The organism is Collinsella sp. 4_8_47FAA, assembly GCF_000763055.1.
Classification (GTDB): Bacteria; Actinomycetota; Coriobacteriia; order Coriobacteriales; family Coriobacteriaceae; genus Collinsella.
In genome coordinates, this window is sequence record NZ_KN214134.1 from 432,571 (window position 1) to 452,761 (window position 20,191).

At 60.7% G+C, this 20,191-nt stretch carries 14 protein-coding genes; 9 read left to right on the forward strand and 5 right to left on the reverse strand.

Annotated features, from left to right (window positions below):
- Positions 1–73: 73 nt before the first annotated feature.
- From hisS to larD, 4 genes are all read left to right on the forward strand, one after another.
- Positions 74–1,387 (forward strand): histidine--tRNA ligase, encoded by a 1,314-nt coding sequence (gene hisS / locus HMPREF9463_RS02030; protein ID WP_035136843.1) that lies wholly within the window; start codon positions 74–76, stop codon positions 1,385–1,387.
- Positions 1,388–1,645: 258 nt separating this feature from the next.
- The gene (locus HMPREF9463_RS02035; RefSeq protein ID WP_369796785.1) at positions 1,646–4,459 is read left to right on the forward strand and encodes a phosphoenolpyruvate carboxylase; all 2,814 of its coding nucleotides are present in this window, start codon (positions 1,646–1,648) and stop codon (positions 4,457–4,459) included.
- Positions 4,460–5,339: 880 nt separating this feature from the next.
- Entirely contained in the window at positions 5,340–6,617 is a 1,278-nt protein-coding gene (gene larA, locus HMPREF9463_RS02040; protein WP_035136844.1) for a nickel-dependent lactate racemase, read from the forward strand.
- Between the two features lie 49 nt (positions 6,618–6,666).
- Positions 6,667–7,398: a D/L-lactic acid transporter LarD gene (gene larD / locus HMPREF9463_RS02045; protein WP_035136845.1), complete on the forward strand. Its 732-nt coding sequence runs from the start codon at positions 6,667–6,669 to the stop codon at positions 7,396–7,398.
- A 302-nt stretch (positions 7,399–7,700) separates the two neighbouring features.
- On the opposite strand, the gene HMPREF9463_RS02050 is transcribed toward larD, so the two are convergent.
- The 4 genes from HMPREF9463_RS02050 to serB all read right to left on the reverse strand — a co-directional run bounded on the left by HMPREF9463_RS02050 (position 7,701) and on the right by serB (position 10,699).
- Positions 7,701–8,240: a TetR/AcrR family transcriptional regulator gene (locus tag HMPREF9463_RS02050; protein WP_035136846.1), complete on the reverse strand. Its 540-nt coding sequence runs from the start codon at positions 8,238–8,240 to the stop codon at positions 7,701–7,703.
- Between the two features lie 2 nt (positions 8,241–8,242).
- Positions 8,243–9,157 carry a nickel pincer cofactor biosynthesis protein LarC gene (locus HMPREF9463_RS02055; RefSeq protein ID WP_035136847.1) on the reverse strand — a complete coding sequence of 305 codons (915 nt, stop codon included), beginning with the start codon at positions 9,155–9,157 and terminating at the stop codon, positions 8,243–8,245.
- 10 nt (positions 9,158–9,167) lie between these two features.
- The gene (larB, locus tag HMPREF9463_RS02060) at positions 9,168–9,950 is read right to left on the reverse strand and encodes a nickel pincer cofactor biosynthesis protein LarB (RefSeq protein ID WP_035136848.1); all 783 of its coding nucleotides are present in this window, start codon (positions 9,948–9,950) and stop codon (positions 9,168–9,170) included.
- 113 nt (positions 9,951–10,063) lie between these two features.
- Positions 10,064–10,699 (reverse strand): phosphoserine phosphatase SerB, encoded by a 636-nt coding sequence (serB, locus tag HMPREF9463_RS02065; RefSeq protein ID WP_035136849.1) that lies wholly within the window; start codon positions 10,697–10,699, stop codon positions 10,064–10,066.
- A gap of 256 nt (positions 10,700–10,955) precedes the next feature.
- On the opposite strand from serB, the gene aspS reads away from it, so the two are divergent.
- A complete protein-coding gene (gene aspS / locus HMPREF9463_RS02070) occupies positions 10,956–12,743 on the forward strand; it encodes an aspartate--tRNA ligase (RefSeq protein WP_035136850.1) in 1,788 nt (595 codons plus the stop codon).
- Between the two features lie 305 nt (positions 12,744–13,048).
- Here the strand turns inward: aspS and HMPREF9463_RS02075 are convergent, their stop codons facing one another.
- Positions 13,049–14,065: a LacI family DNA-binding transcriptional regulator gene (locus HMPREF9463_RS02075; protein WP_035136851.1), complete on the reverse strand. Its 1,017-nt coding sequence runs from the start codon at positions 14,063–14,065 to the stop codon at positions 13,049–13,051.
- A gap of 376 nt (positions 14,066–14,441) precedes the next feature.
- Here HMPREF9463_RS02075 and HMPREF9463_RS02080 point away from each other — a divergent pair, with 376 nt between their 5' ends.
- The 4 genes from HMPREF9463_RS02080 to HMPREF9463_RS02095 form a co-directional block, all read left to right on the forward strand.
- A complete protein-coding gene (locus HMPREF9463_RS02080; protein WP_052044011.1) occupies positions 14,442–17,450 on the forward strand; it encodes a glycoside hydrolase family 2 TIM barrel-domain containing protein in 3,009 nt (1,002 codons plus the stop codon).
- Positions 17,451–17,453: 3 nt separating this feature from the next.
- Positions 17,454–17,909, forward strand: coding sequence for a NanQ anomerase/TabA/YiaL family protein (locus HMPREF9463_RS02085; RefSeq protein ID WP_035136853.1), 456 nt, complete (start codon positions 17,454–17,456; stop codon positions 17,907–17,909).
- Between the two features lie 153 nt (positions 17,910–18,062).
- Positions 18,063–19,526 carry an amino acid permease gene (locus tag HMPREF9463_RS02090; RefSeq protein ID WP_035136854.1) on the forward strand — a complete coding sequence of 488 codons (1,464 nt, stop codon included), beginning with the start codon at positions 18,063–18,065 and terminating at the stop codon, positions 19,524–19,526.
- A gap of 324 nt (positions 19,527–19,850) precedes the next feature.
- The coding region (locus HMPREF9463_RS02095) for a transposase (protein ID WP_198019913.1) at positions 19,851–20,191 on the forward strand (341 nt) is incomplete at its 3' end.

Genomic DNA, 20,191 nt, shown 5'->3' on the forward strand with positions numbered 1-20,191 from the left:
CGCGCCGCTGTTTGTATTTGTGCCGTATAATGACCGTTACCTATGACGCGATACAAAAGAAAGGTGTTTGCCCATGCAGGCACAGAAGGCGGAGGGAACCCGCGACCTTATCGGCGCCGAGATGCGCGCCTGGCAAAAGATGCAGCAGATTGCGGCCGGCGTGTTCGAGCCGTTTGGTTTTAAACCCATCGAGACGCCCGCGATCGAGCAGGTGGACGTGTTTGTCCACGGTATCGGCCAGTCGACCGACGTCGTGCGCAAGGAAATGTTCCGCGTGTTCAGCGGTGCCAACCTGGAGCGCGTCTTTACCGAGGGCACCGACACCAAACTCAAGCCCAAGCAGCGCCTGGCGCTTCGCCCCGAGGGCACGGCCGGCGTGGTGCGCGCTGTCGTCGAGAACAATCTGGTGCCCCAGGGCTCCACGCCGTTTAAGGCGTACTACGCCGAGGCCATGTTCCGCGGCGAGCGTCCCCAGAAGGGCCGCCTGCGCCAGTTCCACCAGGTGGGCATCGAGTGGCTCGGCGCTCCCGATCCGGCGGCAGACGCCGAGTGCATCATCATGCTCATGGAGTTTTACAAGCGCCTGGGCTTCGATCTTTCCAAGCTTCGTCTGCTCATTAACTCGATGGGCGACGCTCAGTGCCGTCCGGCTTACCGCGAGCAGGTCAAGCAGTTTATCCTCGATCACGCCGACGAGATGTGCGATGAGTGCCGCGAGCGCGCCGAGCTCAACCCGCTGCGCGCCTTCGACTGCAAGAACGACCATTGCCGTGAGATCATGGCCGACGCCCCGCTGATGGGCGACAACCTGTGCGACGAGTGCCGCGAGCACTACGAGCAGGTCAAGCGCTATTTGGATGCGGCGGGTATCGAGTATGTCGAGGATCCCACCTTAGTGCGCGGCCTGGACTACTACACCCGTACTGTCTTTGAGGTCGAGGCCCCTGGCGCCGGCGTCGGCTCCATCGGCGGCGGCGGCCGCTACGACGGTCTGGTCGAGCTCGAGGGCGGCAAGCCCACGGCAGGCGTCGGCTTCGCCGTCGGTTTTGAGCGCGCCCTGCTGGCCCTGCAGGCCTTTGGCAGCGACCTGGGTGCCGAGGAGGTCCCGTGCGTCTACGTCGCCAATGCCGGCAAGGAGCTGCGTCAGAACGTCTTTGCCATTACGCAGCAGCTTCGCGCCGCAGGGATTGTGACCGAGGCCGACTATCAGGGCCGTTCGCTCAAGGCCCAGTTTAAGCAGGCCGATAAGGTAGGCGCCAAGCTCATCCTGGTCCTGGGCGGCGACGAGCTTGCCGCCGGCAAGGTCAAGGTGCGCGACATGCAGAGCCATGACGAGGTTCTCGTCGATCTGGCCAACGTCGTCGAGGCGGTTCGCGAGCGTCTGTAGCGCATGATTTTTGAGCTGCGGACCCGCTAACATGTCCCGCTCGCGACGAGCTATTGTTACGGGGGTGTTTCGCATTTATGCGGAATGCCCTCGTTTGCATATGCCGCCCACCGAGAAATACGACCATTTGGGGCAAAAACCCTTGCAATGCAGAAAATACTTTTGTGTGGTAAAGCGCAATCAGTGTCGAAAGTATTTCTCAAGCGCCTATAATGAATACCGCATGTTACGTGCATAGAAGGAGGAATGGGAGGAAACGTGGCTGAGAACCTAAGCAACCAGTCTGTACCCGAAGCCGCGGCGCGCGTCGCTGCCGTGGTCAACCGCCTCGTTAACCGAATCGGCTCGAATGCCGAGTCCAGGGAGCGTCTCGCCGAGATCGAGATCCCCGAGGAGCTGCGCGATAATCTGGCGCTGTTCCTGCGCCTGGAACGTCGTGTGCTTAGCGAGTATGATCCCGAGATCGCGGACCTGTTCGACAAGATTTTGACAGCCGAGATTGTGGCCAATGCTGGCAACCCCGGTAGCCGCGCTGCCGACGAGTCCGTTGACGAACAGGGCGTGCCCACTGCCGACGAGCCCACCGCCGTGGCGTTTCGCGAAGTCGTCGATTTGATTGACAGCCTGCCGCTTGATAAGCAGCAGGTCATCGTTCGCGCCTTTACGAGCTTCTTCCACTTGGCAAACCTGTCGGAGGAGAACTACCGTGTGGCGCAGCTGCGCGAGCGCGAGGCCGGCGCATCGACCGATACCGAGGTCGATCCCGCCAACGAACTCACCGTCGCCTATCACCAGTTGGTAAACGAGATGGGCGTCGAGGGTGCCAATGAGCTGCTCGGCAAGCTCGAGTTCCACCCTGTCTTTACCGCACATCCCACCGAGGCCCGTCGTAAGGCCGTCGAGGGCAAGATTCGCCGTATCTCCAACCTGCTGGAGGAGCGTCCGCGTTTGGGCGGCTCCGACCTGGTGGAGAACGAGCGCCATATGCTGCAGGAGATCGACGCCCTGGTGCGTACGAGCCCCATCGCGCTCAAGAAGCCCACGCCGGTCGAGGAAGCCGATACCATCATCGACATCTTTGATAACACGCTGTTCGACGTTATCCCCGTCATCTATCGTCGTTTTGACGACTGGGTGCTGGGCGACAAGGCCGGTACCGTGCCGCCGCTGTGCCCGGCGTTCTTCCATCCCGGCAGCTGGATCGGTTCCGACCGCGACGGTAACCCCAACGTCACCGCCAAGGTGAGCCGTGAGGTCGCCGCCAAGTACTTTACCCACATGGTGCTCAAGCTCGAGGACAAGTGCCGCCGCATCGGCCGCAACCTCACGCTCGAGGCCACCTACAGCAAGCCGTCTGCCGAGCTCATCAACCTGTGGAACCATCAGGTCGAGATGAGCCCTCGTTACACGGCCCGCGCCGAGCTGATCTCCGAGCACGAGCCGCATCGCGCCGTCATGCTCGTCATGGCCGACCGCCTGAACGCCACCGTGCGCCGCATCACCGACACCATGTACCACAGCGCCGACGAGTTCCTGGATGACCTGCGCGTCGTCCAGCGTTCGCTTGCTGCCTGCGGTGCCGTCCGTGCCGCCTACGGTCCGGTCCAAACCATCATCTGGCAGGTCGAGTCCTTCGGCTTCCATATGGTCGAGATGGAGTTCCGTCAGCACTCCGTGGTGCACGCCCGCGCCCTCAAGGATATCCACGAGAACGGTATCCATGGTGACCTGCAGCCCATGACGCGCGAGGTCATCGACACCTTCCGTGCCATCGGTTCCATCCAAAAGCGCTACGGCAAGAAGATGGCACACCGCTACATCATCTCGTTTACCAAGAGTGCCCAGCATGTGGCCGACGTCTTTGAGCTGGCCCACCTGTCCTTCGCACACGAGGAAGACGTTCCCGAGCTCGACGTGATCCCGCTGTTCGAGCAGCTCGAGGACCTCGAGGGCTGCGTTGACGTGCTCGACCAGATGCTTACGCTGCCCGTGGTGCAAAAGCGCCTTGCCCAGACCAACCGCCGCATGGAGGTCATGCTGGGCTATTCCGACTCTTCCAAGGATGCCGGTCCTACCACGGCCATGCTCGCGCTGCACTCCGCGCAGGAGCGCATCGCCAAGTGGGCAGAGAAGAACGATATCGACCTGGTGCTCATGCACGGTCGCGGCGGTGCCGTGGGCCGTGGCGGCGGCCCGGCCAACAAGGCCGTGCTGGCGCAGCCCAAGGGTTCGGTCAACTGCTTCTTTAAGCTCACCGAGCAGGGCGAAGTCATCTTTGCCCGTTACGGCAACCGCACGCTGGCTCAGCGCCATGTTGAGTCCGTTGCCGCCGCAACGCTTTTGCAGTCGGCCCCGAGTGTCGAGAAGACCAACACCGAGACCACGCAGAAGTTCTGGGATATGGCCGAGAAGCTCAACACTGCAAGCCACGAACGCTATCTGGACCTGCTGAACACCGAGGACTTTACACCGTGGTTCTCGACCGTGACGCCGCTGACCGAGGTCGGTCTGCTGCCGATCGGCTCGCGTCCCGCCAAGCGCGGTCTGGGCGCCAAGTCGCTCGATGACCTGCGTACCATCCCGTGGATCTTCAGCTGGAGCCAGGCGCGCATTAACCTGGCCGCTTGGTACGGTCTGGGCACCGCCTGCGAGCAGCTTGGCGATCTTGACCAGCTCAAGGCTGCCTACCAGGAGTGGCCGTTCTTCCGCACCTTTATCGACAACATCGAGATGTCGATCGCCAAGACCGACCAGCGCATCGCCAAGATGTATCTGCACCTGGGCGACCGCCAGGATCTGTCCGAGAAGGTCTTTACCGAGATGCAGCTCACGCGTAAGTGGGTCCTTGCCATCGTCGGTGACGAGTGGCCGCTGCAGCGCCGTCGCGTGCTCGGCTGCGCCGTCCGTGTACGTAACCCCTACGTCGACGCCCTGTCCATCGCCCAGGTCCGCGCCCTTCGCGAGGTGCGTATGAACCAGGACGAGATGGCCGAGGAGAAGAAGGCCGAGTACATGAGCCTGATTCTTTCGACTGTGACCGGCGTCTCGGCAGGACTGCAGAACACGGGGTAATCGATAGCCCTGTGGCTCTCACCGGGACCCGATGGGTTTCCCTCTGAATGCGTCCTCGCACTTGAAGCCCCCTTATCCTGTTCCTTCGGAGCTGCGGATAAGGGGGCTTCGTGCTGCGGAGTGCATTCAGAGGGAAACCCATCGGATCCCTTCGTCCTCGGTCTTCTGGGATTAAAGCTGAAGGGAATAAGGCGCGCTTCGCGCATAGCGTGGAGTGTGGCGAGGGCTTCTTGCGTCCTGCGGAGTGTGCCTAAAAGTAAACTAATGGCGGGCCCTGCGATGTCCGGTCTTCGGCGGATCAGCCGCTGGGTGAGGGTGGTGCTTGGGGCGACGTGCAAAAAACGGAGTTTTCAGCAGCCAAAGATTGATGCATAAGGCCATAGCCGGCTTTCGCTGCCTTTGTTGATGCTTTTGCACGACGATTGGGCTTTGGCGACGATCATATATGGCTGGTTTCTCGCCGCATGCTATCCAGATGGGTCGAGTCATGAGGACTATCTACCTTTTGAAAGATTTTTGGCACCAAAATCTTATCCCGCGATGCTGAATACTCGCAAAAATGCACGCTCCGGAGGGTACTACCCAGTTATGGCCAGAAATCCATGCGCCATCTTATGCAATTAATTAACGGATTTATGCAAAATGGCTTACGTGCGTACGTCTCGGACTAGATGTTTGCCTCGGCGCTGCGTAAATCATCCTGTCTATAGTGTCTTTGACAGGCGGCTGCGGTCCCGTTTGGGATCGTGGCCGTTTTGTTGTGGGTCAAATATGAACGTTGTGTTAATGAGTCGGTGGACGGTGGTGTTTTTCGGTGAGCGGCGTATCCTTCCAACGGTTTATCTAGTGTGTCAGTTGAAAAGGAAGAGGGCGCTCGTCATTGTTTGAATGTGAACTGCCGTTTGACCACAAGACGTTGCATCTGGAGCTCGAGGATAAGAACTTCGCGGGTGTGATGGAAGGTCATCAAAACGAGTTTAAGACCACGAAATCGCAGGAAGAGCTGGTAGAGGAGTCGCTTGCCAACCCTTATGGCTCGCCGTCGCTCGAGGAGCTTTGTGCTGGCAAGAAGGATATTGTCATTATTAGCTCCGATCATACGCGTCCCGTTCCCTCGCGTGTGACGATGCCTATTCTGCTGCATCACATCCATTCCGCTGCGCCCGAGGCTCGCGTGCGCATTTTGGTTGCTACGGGTATGCATCGTCCGTCGACGCATGAGGAACTCGTCAACAAGTACGGCGAGGAGATCGTTGCCAACGAGGAAATCGTTATGCACGTCGCGACTGACGACAGCATGATGAAAAAGATCGGCACCCTGCCTTCTGGTGGCGAGTGCATCATCAACAAGATTGCCGCCGATTGCGATCTGCTGCTTGCCGAGGGCTTTATTGAGCCGCACTTCTTTGCCGGTTTCTCTGGTAGCCGCAAGTCCGTCCTGCCTGGCATCGCCAGCTACAAGACCATCATGTACAACCACAACGGTCAGTTTGTGAATGATTCCCACTCGCGTGCCGGCAACCTGTGCCACAACCACGTGAGCGAGGACATGTTTGCTGCCGCCGAGATGGCTCACCTTGCCTTTGTGCTTAACGTGGTGCTCAACGGCAAGCACGAGGTCATCGGCTCCTTTGCCGGCGATATCCACAAGGCGCACGAGGCTGGCTGCGAGTTCGTGAAGAGCCTTGCCGGCGTTGAGCCCGTCGAGTGCGAGATTGCCATCACCACCAACGGCGGCTACCCGCTCGACCAGAACATCTACCAGGCCGTGAAGGGCATGTGCTCTGCCGAGGCCACGCTTCCCGAGGGCGGCGTGATCATCGACGTCGCCGGCTGTGCCGACGGTCACGGTGGCGAGGGCTTCTATCACAACATCGCCGACAATGATCCGGCAGAGTTTGAGCGCGCCTGCATCGACCGTCCTAAGGACGAGACCCTGCCCGACCAGTGGACGAGCCAGATCTTTGCCCGCATCCTGGCGCATCACCCCGTGATCATGGTCACCGACCTGTGCGATCACCAGATGCTCAAGGATATGCACATGACGCCGGTCAACACTATCGAGGAGGCGCTCAAGCTCGCCTTTGAGATGAAGGGTGCCGATGCCAAGGTTGCCGTCATTCCCGATGGCCTGGGCGTTGTCGTCGCGCAGCACTAGTGCGCGGCCTAAACGAATCGTTTATAACCGACAAGAAAGATAAGGTTTTATGCTTACCAAACTCCTCTGCGAATTCGGCGCAACGGCCCTCATGATCATCTTTGGCGTGGGCGTACACTGCGATACCGTACTTAAGGGCACCAAGTATCAGGGCTCCGGCCACATGTTTGCCATCACCACCTGGTCTTTTGGCATCTCGGTCGCTCTGTTTATCTTTGGCGGCGCCGTGTGCATGAACCCCGCCATGGTGCTTGCCCAGTGCATCGTAGGCCTGGTGCCGTGGAGCAGCTGCATTCCCTTCATGATTGCCGATATGCTCGGCGGCTTTGCGGGTGCCGTAATCGCTTGGCTTATGTATGCCGATGAGTTCAAGGCTTCCGATGGTGTCGTCGATCCCATTGCCCAGCGCAATATCTTCTCGACCAACCCCACCACCGAGGGTACGAACTATGCCCGCAACTTCTTCTGCGAGGCTATCTGCACCTTCGTGTTCATCAGCGCCATCCTTGCTGCCGCTGACCGCGCCGGCGAGAACGTTCTGATGCTCGCTATCTGCGTCGGTCTGATCGTTTGGGCTGTTGGCATGGGCATGGGCGGCATCACCGGCTTCGCCATGAACCAGGCTCGTGACCTTGGTCCTCGCATGGCCTATCAGGTGCTGCCGATCAAGAACAAGGCTGACAACAACTGGAAGTACGGCCTGCTTGTTCCTGGCATCGCTCCGTTTGTCGGTGCCGCTCTGGCCGCACTGTTTGTGCACGGTTTCTTGGGCATGTTCTAGTCCAAGGCTACATAGTTGTCCGCTGTCCGCATGGGGTAACTTCCCAGCGCACTCCGCAGGACGCAAAAAGGCTCGCTGCGCACTTCGTGCGGCGAGCCTTTTTGCGTCCTGCGGAGTGCGCTGGGAAGTTACCCCATGCGGACAGCTGCGGGGTCTTTGTTGCGCTTGAGCAAGCAATCCAAAATATAAATCTGAATTTGGATGGGAGGGGCTTGTTGCTGTTGGGGGCGTTGAAGCGCGAGTGATACTTTGGGATGCGTGGCGGCCTGGGTTGGGGCGATGCTTTGGGATGAGCTTCTTACTTAGTTGAAGAGGGGTTTTATGGCTGATAGGTAGTCTTTGGCTACGTCCTCTTTTGGGGCTTCGAAGTTGTGCCAGGCCCACCATTGGACCATTCCTACGAAGCTTGAGGCTATGTGGTGTAGTAAGAAACTGCGGTCCATGGTGCCAGCGGGGCCTGTGGGGTCGGCGGGGACGGTTTCGGCTGCTCGTGACATGATGGTCTTGCGTAAACAGTCGGCGAAGACGCGTGAGCCGGCGCCGGCTACGAGGGCTCGGACGCCCTGGCGACGCTCCCAGAGATTGTTGAGAATATGCTCGATCTGCACGAGTGGGTCGTCGAGCGGTGTGCCATCGTCATCGAGGGCGTGGGTGCAGATATCGCTCACGAGCTCGGACAGTAGGTCGTCTTTGCTCTTAAAGAGGCCGTAGAATGTCGCGCGGCCTACGTGAGCGCGCGCGATGATGTCGCCGACGGTGATCTTGCCGTAGTCCTCCTCGCGAAGGAGCTCGGAAAACGCCGTGACAATAGCAGCGCGGCTTTTTTCTTTGCGGGCATCCATGGCTATGCATCCACGTGAACGAGCAGGCAACGGAGCGTGCCAGAGCAGCCCTCGTAGGGGCGCTTACCGGCGCCGTAGCCGACGGCCTCGATGCGGTAGCGGGCCGGCAGGTGCTCGGTCGTACGCAGTGCGGCGACGATGGCGGCGCCCGTGGGCGTCACGAGCTCGCCGGCGACCGGCGCGGGCGTGAGGGCGATATTGCCCGCTTGGCATAGGTTGACGACGGCGGGCACCGGGATGGGCATGGGGCCGTGGGCGCAGCGGATGGTTCCGTGGCCCTCGGAAAGCGACTCGACAACGATGTCCTCAATACCCAGGTCATCGAGGCAGATGGCGACCGAGCAGACGTCGACGATGGAATCGACGGCGCCTACCTCGTGGAACATGACGGTCTCGGGCGTTTTGCCGTGGGCCTTGGCCTCGGCGGCGGCGAGCGCAGTAAAGATGGCGAGCGCACGACGCTTGGCGCCATCGCTTAGCTGCGAGCCGTCGATGATGGCGGTGACGTCCGCCAAAGAACGATGGTGGTGGTGGGCGTGATGATGGCCCTCGTGGCCATGGCCGTGGGCCTCATGGTCATGCTCGTGTGTGTGCTCGTGCTCGTGCTCGTCGTGGTCATGATGGTGGTGCTCATGTTCGTGCGTGTGCTCGGCAGTTGCTTCGTTGCCGTAGAGCCAGGCCATATCGTGATCGTGGTTCTCGAGCTCCTCTGCAAGCTGGACGTCGAAATCGCAGGCGTCGATGCCATGCTTGTTTGCACGCGTGACGGCGATTGTAAAGCCGTCGACCGGCAGTGTGGCGAGCTGTTCGCGCAGGTGCTCCTCGCTGGCGCCCAGGTCGAGCAGGGCCGCGACGGTCATGTCGCCACTGATGCCCGAGGTGCCGTCGATGATAAGCGTGTGCTGATGGTTGGACATGAAATGCTCCTTAACGGGCGCAGGGCGTGCCGGCGCTCAGATGATTGATAAGACTTGCCTGGTAGGCGGCACCAAAGCCGTTGTCGATATTGACGACCGAAACGCCGCTGGCGCAGGAGTTGAGCATGGCGAGCAGTGCGGCCACGCCGCCAAAGCTCGCGCCATAGCCCACGCTGGTGGGGACGGCGATGACCGGACAGCTCACCAGACCGCCGACGACGCTCGCCAGTGCGCCCTCCATGCCGGCGATGGCGATGACCACCTGTGCCTGAGCAAGTTCCTCGGCATGCGCGAGCAGGCGGTGCAGGCCGGCGACGCCTACGTCGTAGAGGCGGTCGACCTCGTTGCCATAGAACTCGGCCGTCAACGCGGCTTCCTCGGCGACGGGCAAGTCGCTCGTGCCGGCGCAGGCGACGACGATGCGTCCGTTGCCAGTAGGGGAGGGCTTGCCGCCCACGAGGGCGAGCTGTGCGTTCGGGATATACCCCAGGTCGATGCCGTTGCCGAGGAGCTCCGAGGTGCGGGCTGCTTTTTCGCTGTCCAGGCGCGTGACCAGGATGCGCTCCTGACCGGCATCGCGCAGCGCTTCGATAATGGCGGCAATCTGCTCGGCGGTTTTACCGGCACCGTAGACAACCTCGCCGGCTCCCTGGCGCACCCCGCGCGAAAGATCGAGCTGCGCAAAACCCAGATCGGCGGTCGGCGCCGTCTGGATGCGTGTGAGGGCGACTGCCGGGGCGACTGCTCCGTCGGCAACATCGCTCAGCAACTGCTCAAGATCTCGCTTATCCATATATGTTCCCTTCGACGGCGCAAAGTCTAGCACTCAAAGGTATGTTTCCGAACACTAAAACAAAATTGTTCGGAAACTATAGGACAGACTGATTCAATTGTTAGACGGATCGACTAGTCGCGCAGGATGATGTCCATGGCGAGCATCAGGTTGCGCTCGTCGATGGCAAACGGGGCGGCTTCGCGCGTCTTGGGCTTGGCACAAAACGCGATGCCCGTGCCCGCGGCCTGAATCATAGGGATATCGTTTGCCCCGTCGCCGATCGCGACGGTGTGGGCCATATCGACACCGCACTCGACTGCCCAATCCAGCAGCCGGATGAGCTTGGATTCCTTGGTCACGATGTCTGCCGCCAGCTTACCGGTGAGCTTGCCGTCCACGACCTCTAGGCGGTTAGCCAGGCAAAAATCGATGCCCGCGGCGGCCACGATCTTGTCGGCGACCTCGTGGAAGCCGCCGCTCACCACGCCGACCTTCCAGCCCTTGCTGTGCGCCGAGCGCACAAGCTCTAACGCGCCGGGGGTAAATGTCACGCGCTCAAAAGTGCGCTCGAACACGCTCTCATCCAAGCCGGCAAGCAGCCCCACGCGCTCCTCGAGCGCTTGCTTAAAGTCCAGCTCGCCGCGCATGGCGCGTTCGGTGATCTGCGCCACCTGCTCGCCCACGCCTGCCTCCTCGCCCAAAAGATCGATGACCTCCTGGTTGATGAGCGTGGAGTCGATATCCATAACAATGAGGCGTGCAGTCATGACGGGCCTTTCCAAGTGCTGTTTTATTGGGGCATATTGTCGCACGTGACGAGCGCGGGCGGGTGCCGCGGTGCGTCAATTGTTTCGTCTCCGTCAAGTCTTTGGGCAGGAGCTACTTTTCCGCGGCACATCGACACAGGTGCGATAAGATATAACGCCATGTCTGGCTGCGCGGTTTACGCAGGCTGGGCAAATCTGTACGACGCCGCCCGGAACGACACGGGGCGGCACAGATCCATAAAGGAGGATCACTGGTATGAGCCAGACCCGTCCCATCGACGAGCATTCCATGCACACCCGTACCTGCGGCGAGCTTCGCCGCGAGAACGTGGGCGAAGAGGTCACCCTCACCGGTTGGGTGAGCCGTCGCCGCGACCACGGCGGCCTTATCTTCTGCGATCTTCGCGACCGCGAGGGCATCACGCAGCTCACCTTCGACCCCGAGCACTCCGACGGCGACGCCTTTAAGATCGCCGAGACCATGCGTCCCGAGTGGCCCATCAAGATCCACGGCGTCGTGCGCTCCCGTGGCGAGGAGACCACCAACACCAAGCTCGCGACCGGCGAGATCGAGGTCCTGACCGACCACGCCGAGGTGCTCAACACGTCCGTCACCCCGCCGTTCCAGATCGAGGACGGCATCGAGACCAGCGAGGACACCCGCCTGCGCTATCGCTATCTGGACCTCCGTCGTCCCGAAATGATGGCCAACCTCAAGCTGCGCTCCGACTTCACCTTTGCCATTCGCGAGGCGCTGCACAACCGTGAGTTCATGGAGGTCGAGACGCCCTCCCTGTTCAAGTCCACGCCCGAGGGCGCCCGCGACTTCATCGTCCCCAGCCGCATCCAGCCGGGTAACTTCTACGCCCTGCCGCAGTCCCCGCAGCTCCTGAAGCAGCTGCTCATGGTCGGTGGCGTCGAGCGCTACTACCAGGTTGCCAAGTGCTTCCGCGACGAGGACCTGCGTGCCGACCGCCAGCCCGAGTTCACTCAGGTCGATATCGAGATGTCCTTCGTGGACCAGAACGATGTCATGAGCGCGCTCGAGGAGGTTCTGTCCGATGCCTTCGGCCGCATGGGCGTCGAGATGCCCACGCCGCTGCGTCGCATGAACTACTGGGATGCCATGGACACCTATGGCTCCGACAAGCCCGATACCCGCTATGGCATGCATTTGGTCGACCTGACCGACATCTTCGCCAACTCCAAGTTCAAGGTCTTTGCGACCGCCGCAAACGAGGAGGGCTCTGTCGTCAAGGCCATCAACGCCAAGGGTGCCGGTGCCTGGGCACGTGCCAAGATCGATAAGCTTGCCGGCGTGGCCTCCACGTTTGGCGCCAAGGGTCTGGCTTGGATCGCCTTCCGCGAGGACGGCTCTATCAACAGCCCCATCGTCAAGTTCTTCTCGGACGAGGAGATGGCGGCTCTGCGCGAGCGCATGGACGTCGAGCCCGGCGACCTTGTGATGTTCGCCGCCGGCCCGCGCCTGCTCTCTGACGAGATCCTGGGCGGCATGCGTTCCCACATGGCCAACGCGCTCGAGATCAAGCGCGAGGGCCACGACTTCCTGTGGGTCGTCAACTTCCCGCTGTTCCACTGGGATGAGGACCGTAAGGCCTATGCCGCCGAGCACCAGCCCTTCACCCTGCCGACCGAGACCGACATCGCCAAGATCGAGGCCGACCCGTTGGCAGCCGGTTCTTGCACCTACGACTTTGTCATGGACGGCTTTGAGGCCGGCGGCGGCGGTATGCGTATCCACAACGCCGAGATGCAGATGTCCATGCTCAAGCTCCTGGGCTTTACCGAGGAGCGTGCCGAGTCTCAGTTCGGCTTCCTCATGGAGGCCCTCAAGTTTGGTGCGCCCCCGATGGGCGGTTTCGCTCTGGGCCTGGACCGCGTGTGCATGCTGCTCACCGGTTCCGACTCCATCCGCGACGTCATGGCGTTCCCCAAGACGGCCAGCGGCTCCGACCTTATGTCGGGCGCTCCGAGTGCCGTTAGCGGCGCCCAGCTCAAGGACGTCAGTCTGCGCCTGATGTAGGGAAGCGGCTACATATTGCCTGTAACGAGGGAAGGACGCGTGCCTTCCCTCGTTTTTTATGCGCGGGCGTTGCGAGGGCATAGGTTGACTGGGCGTCGCGGAAACTACGACCCGGAATTTGCGTCCAGAACGGGTCGCAGTTTCCCAAACAGGCCCCTTTGGGAAACTGCGTCCCAGAATCCAGCCAAATAATGGGGCACAGTTTCCGGTTGAGCTGTCTAACGGAAACTGTGCCCCAGAATGAGCGCTCAAAACGGGGCAGGCTTTCCGCAACAACTGTCTGGCAGAAAACCTGCCCCAGTTTCTTATAGCGAGTCTCTCTGGATCAGCTGCATGTGCATCACGGAGGTGGTGGGCTCGGCACCCTTGATCATGTCGAGCGCAATGTTGGCGGCCATGTGTCCTTCTTCGCGCAGGGGCTGGCGGACGGTCGTGAGCGCGGGGACGCAGCGCGCCGCAATCTCGTGATCGTCGAAGCCGACGACAGAAACGTCCGCAGGAACGGATAGGCCTGCCTCGTTGAGTGCGGTGATGACGCCAGCCGCGATACGGTCCGATCCGCAGAGCACGCCATCGAAAGCGATCTCGCGCGCGAGAATCTGGTGCATGGCCTGATAGCCGTCTCCGCTGTTCCAGCCGGTATAGATAACGTTTGCGTCTGGGAGGTCTTCGCCCAAGACGGCGCGGTAGCCGCGCAGGCGGTCGGCAACAGCGGGGTTGTCTTGCGGTCCCAACACGGCGACGATATCTTTGCGCCCGCGATCCTTTATGGCGAGTGCCGCAAAGCGTCCGCCCTCTTCGTCGTCAGAGTAGACTGTCGAGAACACATCGCGATAGGGGTGGCCCTCGAGCTGGCCGCACAACACGGTGGGTACGCCCAGCTCGCACAGTACCTCGAGCAGCTCGCTGCCCTTGTAGGGGGAGACGTCGATCACGGCGTCGAACGAGCGGCGCTCAAAGTGCTCGCGTGCGCGGTTGCGCTCATGCGTAGAAGACGCCTGCAAGATAACGGGCAGATAGGACGACTCCGACAGTTCCTCGGTAATGCCGCTCAAAAACTCGCTATAGGTGGGGTCGCTGAAGAGTTCACTCAGAGGCTCGGTCACGAGCACGGCGATGATTTCCGTGCGCCCGACAGCGAGCGCTCGGCCACGAGCGTTGGGGACAAAATTGACTTCCTTGGCCGCCGCGCGGACGCGCTTTTTGGTTTCCTCGCTAATGCGGGGCGAATCGTTGAGGGCGCGCGATGCCGTGGAGCGCGACACGCCGGCAGCTGCGGCAACCTCGGCAAGCGTAGGTGCGGTGCGAACTGGTTGTGTCATGGCGTCTCCTGGAAAATGCGGTCGATGTTGTCACTGATACGGGCTAGTGCGGATACAGCTTACTATAGTGCGCCTGAACAGCGTTCATGATATCCGGTGACCGGTGTCGTTTTACAACCAAGCCGAAATCGAATACGTCTCGTGTGGGTGAGATATCAGCGGGCGTGGAGGTTGCCTACGAGCTTAAGAACGATGTCTTGTGCTGAGTTTCGATACTCAGGGTGACATAAGTGTTGCGATTGTACAACCGGTTGCACCGTTAACCCGGCCAAATCGACCGTTCAGCGGACAACCGGTTGCACAGTATTTTGCATCGCCCGTAAGATAAGGACAACCGGTTGCACAAGAATCACTACGATGATGAAGGAGCATCACCATGGACGCCATTAACGATTGGGAAAACCAAGCGCTCACCCACAGGAACCGCCTGGCACCCCATGCGTACTTTATGGGTTACGAGACCGCCGATCTCGCTGCAACGTACAGCCGCGAGCTGTCGCGCGGGTTTGTCCAGCTGTCCGGCTCGTGGCAGTTCCGCCTCTTTGAGGGCCCCGCTGCCGTCTCCAACGAGGAACTCTCCACGTACAAGCCCGAGTGGGATCACGTGGAGGTTCCGCACCTGTGGCAGGTGGACGGCTATGGCAACCTTGCCTACACCGACGAGGGTTTCCCGTTCCCGGTTGATCAGCCGTTCGTTCCCTCCGACGACCCCACGGGCGTCTACCAGCGCATCGTCAACCTTCCCGCCGTTCCTGCCGGCGCTCGCGAGATCATTCGCTTCGACGGCATCGAGAGCTATGGCGAGCTGTACGTCAACGGTCAGTATATCGGCATGACCAAGGGTTCGCGCCTGTCTGCCGAGTTCGACGTGACCGACGCGCTCGTCGAGGGCGACAACCTGTTTGCGGTCAAGGTCCTGCAGTACAGCGATGGCAGCTACATCGAGGATCAGGACATGTGGTGGGCCTCGGGCATCTTCCGCGATGTGTACCTTATGCAGCGTCCCGCCGCGCACCTGGTCGACTTTAGGTTCCGCACGCACCGCGAGGGCGATGCCGCTCTGATCACGCTCGATACGGTTGCCGAGGGCGCTTCCCGCGTTGTGTTTACGCTCAGCGATGGCGAGAACGTGGTGGCTACGGGTGAGTGCGTCGACAGCCATGCCGAGTGCAGCGTGACCGATGCCCACTTCTGGAATCCCGAGGACCCCTTCCTCTACGATCTTACGTTTGAGGTCTACGACGACGACAAGGTGAGCGAGTACGTCCCGCATCGCCAGGGTCTTGCCGAGGTGACGGTCGAGGGCAATCATATCTACCTCAACGGCACTTACTTTAAAATGCATGGCGTCAACCGCCACGATCACGACGATCACAAGGGCCGCGCCGTGGGCCTCGATCGCATGCGCCGCGACCTGGAGCTCATGAAGCAGCACAACATCAACGCAGTGCGCACCTCTCACTATGCCAATGACCCGCGCTTCTACGAGCTGTGTGATGAGTATGGCATCATGCTGGTCGCCGAGACCGATATGGAGAGCCACGGCTTCGAGAATATCGGCAACATCGCCCTGGTTACCGACGACCCGGCATGGGAGCCGGCCTACGTCGACCGTATTGAGCGCCTGGTGATGCAGGAGCGCAACCACGCGTGCATCATCATGTGGTCGCTGGGCAACGAGAGCGGCTATGGCTGCAACATCCGCGCGATGTACGCCAAGGCTCACGAGCTCGATGGTCGTCCGGTCCACTACGAGGAGGACCGCAACGCCGATACCGTCGACGTCATTTCCACGATGTACTCCCGTGTGTCGCAGATGAACGACTTTGGTGAGCATCCGTTCCCCAAGCCGCGCATCAATTGCGAGTACGGTCACTCCATGGGCAACGGCCCCGGAGGCCTGTCCGAGTATCAGGAGGTCTTCGATCGCTGGGATTGCATCCAAGGCCAGTTTATCTGGGAATGGTGCGACCACGGTCTGGCTGCTGTGACCGAGGACGGCATTGCCTACGATATGTATGGCGGCGACAACGGCGATTACCCCAACAACAGCAACTTCTGCATCGATGGCATGGTGTTCCCCTGGCAGCAGCCGAGCCCGGGCCTTACCGAGTACGGCCAGGTCATCTGCCCGGTTCGCATGGCTTATGACGCCGAGGCGGGCGAGCTGACTGTCACCAACAAGCGCTGGTTTACCACCCTCGAGGATGTTTGCCTGTCGGCGGAGACCCTGGTGGACGGCGACGTGGTCTGCCGCAAGACGCTCATGCCCGGTGCGGTTGCCCCCGGTGAGTCCGTCCAGCTTCCGCTGGTGATTCACGAGGCCGCGGTAGGCGAGACCCTGCTGACTGTGCGCGCCTACACCATGGCCGCTCACGTCTGGTGCGAGCCGATGTTCCAACTGGGCGCAAACCAGTTTGCCATCGCAAACCATCCGGCACCGGCCATTGCGGCTCCCACTCGTCCTGAGCTTACGGTCGAGGAGACCGAGCAGGAGATTCGCATTCACTCCCTCAACGGCGAGCTGACCTTCAGCAAGGTAAACGGCACCGTGAGCGAGTGGAAGGCATCCGGCCGTGACGTCATGGCCTCTGGTCCCCAGGTTGGTTTTTGGCATCCGCTCGTCGACAACCACGCCCAGGAGTACGACTCCCTGTGGAAGGACAACTTCATTGATGTAATGCAGACGTCCACCCGCCAGGTTTTTTGGAAGCAGGACGGCAATGCGGTCGTCGTTACCGTGAGCCAACGTATTGCTCCTCCCGTCCGCGCGTTCGGCATGCGCGTCGAGCTTGTCTACACCGTGCTTCCGAGCGGTCGCGTCGACCTCAAGGTTTCCGGCGAGCCCTACGGCGACTATTCGGACATTATCCCGCGCATCGGCATCTCCTTTGAGGTTCCCGGTTGCGATCGTGCCGTCGAGTGGTATGGCCACGGCCCGGGCGAGAACTATCCGGACTCGCTGCGTGCCAACCCGGTCGGTCATTACCGCACTACGGTCGACGACATGTTCACGCCCTACGTTATGCCTCAGGACTGTGCCAACCGCGAGGGTACCCGCTGGGTTGCCCTGCGCTCTAGCCACGGTGGTGGCGTGCTGGTGACTCGTCCGGCCGACGCCGCTTCCAACCCGTTCTCGTTCTCGGCATGGCCCTATAGCTGCGAGGCTATTGATAATGCCAAGCACGTCTACGACCTTGTTCCGGGCGACACGGTCACGGTTAACATCAACGACCAGCTGCTCGGCCTTGGCTCGAACTCTTGGGGTTCCGAGGTGCTCGATTCCTATCGCACCCGTTTTGAGAGCTTCAGCTTTGAGGTGTCCCTGCGACCGCTGACGTCTGCCGATTTGGCTCAGGCGCTGGCACCCATTAAGGAGGCATAAGCCATGCATGTCTTTAACTCGCGCGCCGATTTCGACGCTCAGATGAAGTCCGTCAAGAAGTGGATGCGTACCGGCCAGGCGCTCGACGGCGTTTCTGAACTGCAGCACGATGTGGCGTACTCCATCGGCGACTCGCTGGTGTACTGGTGGGTCTATGCCCGCGAGGCCGCAACCGCCGACCTGGTCGGTCACCGTCGCTACCATGCCGTGCTCGCTCCGCTCGACGGCGACCTGACCGTCGAGGTTGCCCCCAAGGCAGGCCTCACCTGCACCCGCGCTTACAGCGATATCGATGATCGCGAGCGCTTTGAGGGGGCGGGGGAGACCGTGACGATTCCCGCCGGCGGCGTTGCCGTCGTCGAAATTGACGAGGCCTACCGTGTCGTGGCCGATGCCGCGGATCCCCGCGTCGTGGTACTGCACGTGACGGTCGAAGGTTATTCCTTCCCCAACAAGTAGTATTCGTCCGCCTGGACGTTTGCTTCGCGCCGTTAAGGGGGATGGCTTTGTTGACTCCCTTTTCCCCATTCCCCTTAGCAGGTGCGCCGTCCGTGTTTGCACTTGCAGCTCGGACGGGTTTAGATGACATTTAATAGATGATTGGGAGGGCTTATGAGCTCTGAAAAACGAGGAACGATTGGTTCGTTCGCTCTGCTGGGCATGACGGTCGCCGCCGTGTTCGGTATCAAGAACATCATCAACAACAACGCGGCCATCGGCTTAGCAGCCGCGCCGTCGTTCTTCTTCGCCACGCTTTTGTACTTTGTCCCCTATACCCTGGTTACCGCCGAGTTCGTCGGCCTTAACAAGGACTCCGAGTCGGGCGTGTACGCATGGGTTAAGACCTCGATGGGTGGTCGCTGGGCGTTCCTGACGGCATTTAGCTACTGGTTCGTTAACCTGTTCTTCTTTGCGTCCGTCCTGCCCAACGTCATCATCTACGCGAGCTACGTGTTCTTTGGTGCCAACGCCGAGCTTTCGCAGCTGTGGATCACCATTATCGAGATCGTTGTCTTTGCTATCGCCACGTGGGTTTCGACCAAGGGCGCTAAGTGGATCGGCTCCATTTCCTCCTTCGGTTCGACCGCGGCTCTCGGCCTGACCGCCGTGTTCATCCTGCTGTCCCTGGCTGCTGCCTTTGGCGGCGTTGAGTTCGCTACGGCTCCTACTCCCGCTAACATGGCTCCCGACATGAGCAACTTCGCAACTGCGTGGGGCTTCTTCGGTACGCTTGCCTGGATCATCCAGGGCGTTGGCGGCGCTGAGTCTGTCGGCGTGTTCCTTAACGACCTTAAGGGTGGCGTCAAGGCCTTCGTGCGCACCGTCGTTATCGCCGGTCTGACCATCGGCCTTCTGTATGCAGGCGCTTCGCTGCTGGTTAACCTGTTCATCCCCGAGGGCGGCGTTGCCATCTCCACCGGTATCTTCGAGGTATTCGGCGCTGTCTTTGCCCACTTTGGCATTCCCATGGAAGTGTCTACGCGCGTCATCGGCCTGATCCTACTCGCCGCTACGCTGGGCTCCCGCATGATGTGGACCTCCGCTCCCATCAAGGTGTTCTTCACCGAGATCCCCAAGGGCGTCTTTGGTAGCAAGATCGTCGAGCTCAACGAGCACGGCATTCCTGCCCGCGCTGCCTGGCTGCAGTTCGCCATCGTCGTCCCCATCCTGATCATCCCGGCCCTGGGCTCCGGTAACCTCGACGACCTGCTCATGATCGTCACCAACATGACGGCTGCCACCGCTCTGCTCCCGCCGCTGCTGATCCTGCTTGCCTACTTTATGTTGCGCAAGAACTTCGACGCTGCTCCCCGTGGCTTCCGCATGGGTTCGCGCACCTTTGGCCTGGTTATTGCTGCATTCCTGCTTGTGGTCTTCTGCTTCGTGCTTATCTGCGGCACCATTCCGCTCGATCAGCCTCTGTGGCTGACGCTGGTCTACAACGTCGGCGGCGTGGTTGTCTTCCTGGGCCTTGCCGTGATGTGGTACAACCGCTACATCAACCGCCTGCGCGAAACCGATCCCGAGGCTGCTGAGAACGAGCTTCGCCCCTCCGTCCTCGACATGATGGAGTAGCGGCTAGGATTAATCTACGGTTATGGAATAAATCGATTCCCTTTCCTAAGGAGGGGCCTTACGAGGCCCCTCCTTTTGTGTTTTGGAGCATGGTTTTGGACCCTGTGGTCAAAAAATACCAAATATGAGTACTGTTGCAAAAGAGGTGTCATATTTTTCGGCCTGCTCTGAGCGAAAATGGGCTCAAAATCAATTTATCTAGCCCCCTTTAAAGGTAGCGCGCAGAGATGTGGTGTAAGAGGCGGGGCATACCCCGCCTCTTCCCTTTCTTGAAAGGGAGGGGACACCGCCTAGAATTCGTCGTTGGAGTAATGAAGGTGACGAATGGAAGGAAAGGCGATGCCCCAAGAAGAGAGTGTACTGCGCCTCGGCCGCGACGAGGCCCTCGAGGCGGCGAGGCTTTGGCAGGAGTGCGGCGACGCGCGCGAGTTCGCGTGCAGGGTGCTGGGCGGCGTGATGAACGCGCTGATGGACTCCGAGGCCCAGCAGATGTGCGGCGCGGGCCGCAACGAGCGCAGCGACGGCAGGGAGAACAGCCGCAACGGCTACCGCCCCAGGTCGCTCAAGACCGCCGTGGGCGACGTGGAGCTCGAGATACCCAAGCTCAGGCACGGCACCTACTACCCCGAGGGCATGCTCGCGCGATGGTCGCGCGTCGACACCTC

Coding starts and splice junctions, on each gene's coding strand:
- larD (WP_035136845.1), top strand. CDS start 6,667: ATGCTTACCAAACTCCTCTGCGAATTCGGCGCAACGGCCCTCATGATC.
- serB (WP_035136849.1), bottom strand. CDS start 10,699: ATGACTGCACGCCTCATTGTTATGGATATCGACTCCACGCTCATCAAC.
- hisS (WP_035136843.1), top strand. CDS start 74: ATGCAGGCACAGAAGGCGGAGGGAACCCGCGACCTTATCGGCGCCGAG.
- HMPREF9463_RS02090 (WP_035136854.1), top strand. CDS start 18,063: ATGAGCTCTGAAAAACGAGGAACGATTGGTTCGTTCGCTCTGCTGGGC.
- HMPREF9463_RS02055 (WP_035136847.1), bottom strand. CDS start 9,157: ATGTCCAACCATCAGCACACGCTTATCATCGACGGCACCTCGGGCATC.
- HMPREF9463_RS02075 (WP_035136851.1), bottom strand. CDS start 14,065: ATGACACAACCAGTTCGCACCGCACCTACGCTTGCCGAGGTTGCCGCA.
- HMPREF9463_RS02085 (WP_035136853.1), top strand. CDS start 17,454: ATGCATGTCTTTAACTCGCGCGCCGATTTCGACGCTCAGATGAAGTCC.
- HMPREF9463_RS02080 (WP_052044011.1), top strand. CDS start 14,442: ATGGACGCCATTAACGATTGGGAAAACCAAGCGCTCACCCACAGGAAC.
- aspS (WP_035136850.1), top strand. CDS start 10,956: ATGAGCCAGACCCGTCCCATCGACGAGCATTCCATGCACACCCGTACC.
- HMPREF9463_RS02050 (WP_035136846.1), bottom strand. CDS start 8,240: ATGGATGCCCGCAAAGAAAAAAGCCGCGCTGCTATTGTCACGGCGTTT.
- larB (WP_035136848.1), bottom strand. CDS start 9,950: ATGGATAAGCGAGATCTTGAGCAGTTGCTGAGCGATGTTGCCGACGGA.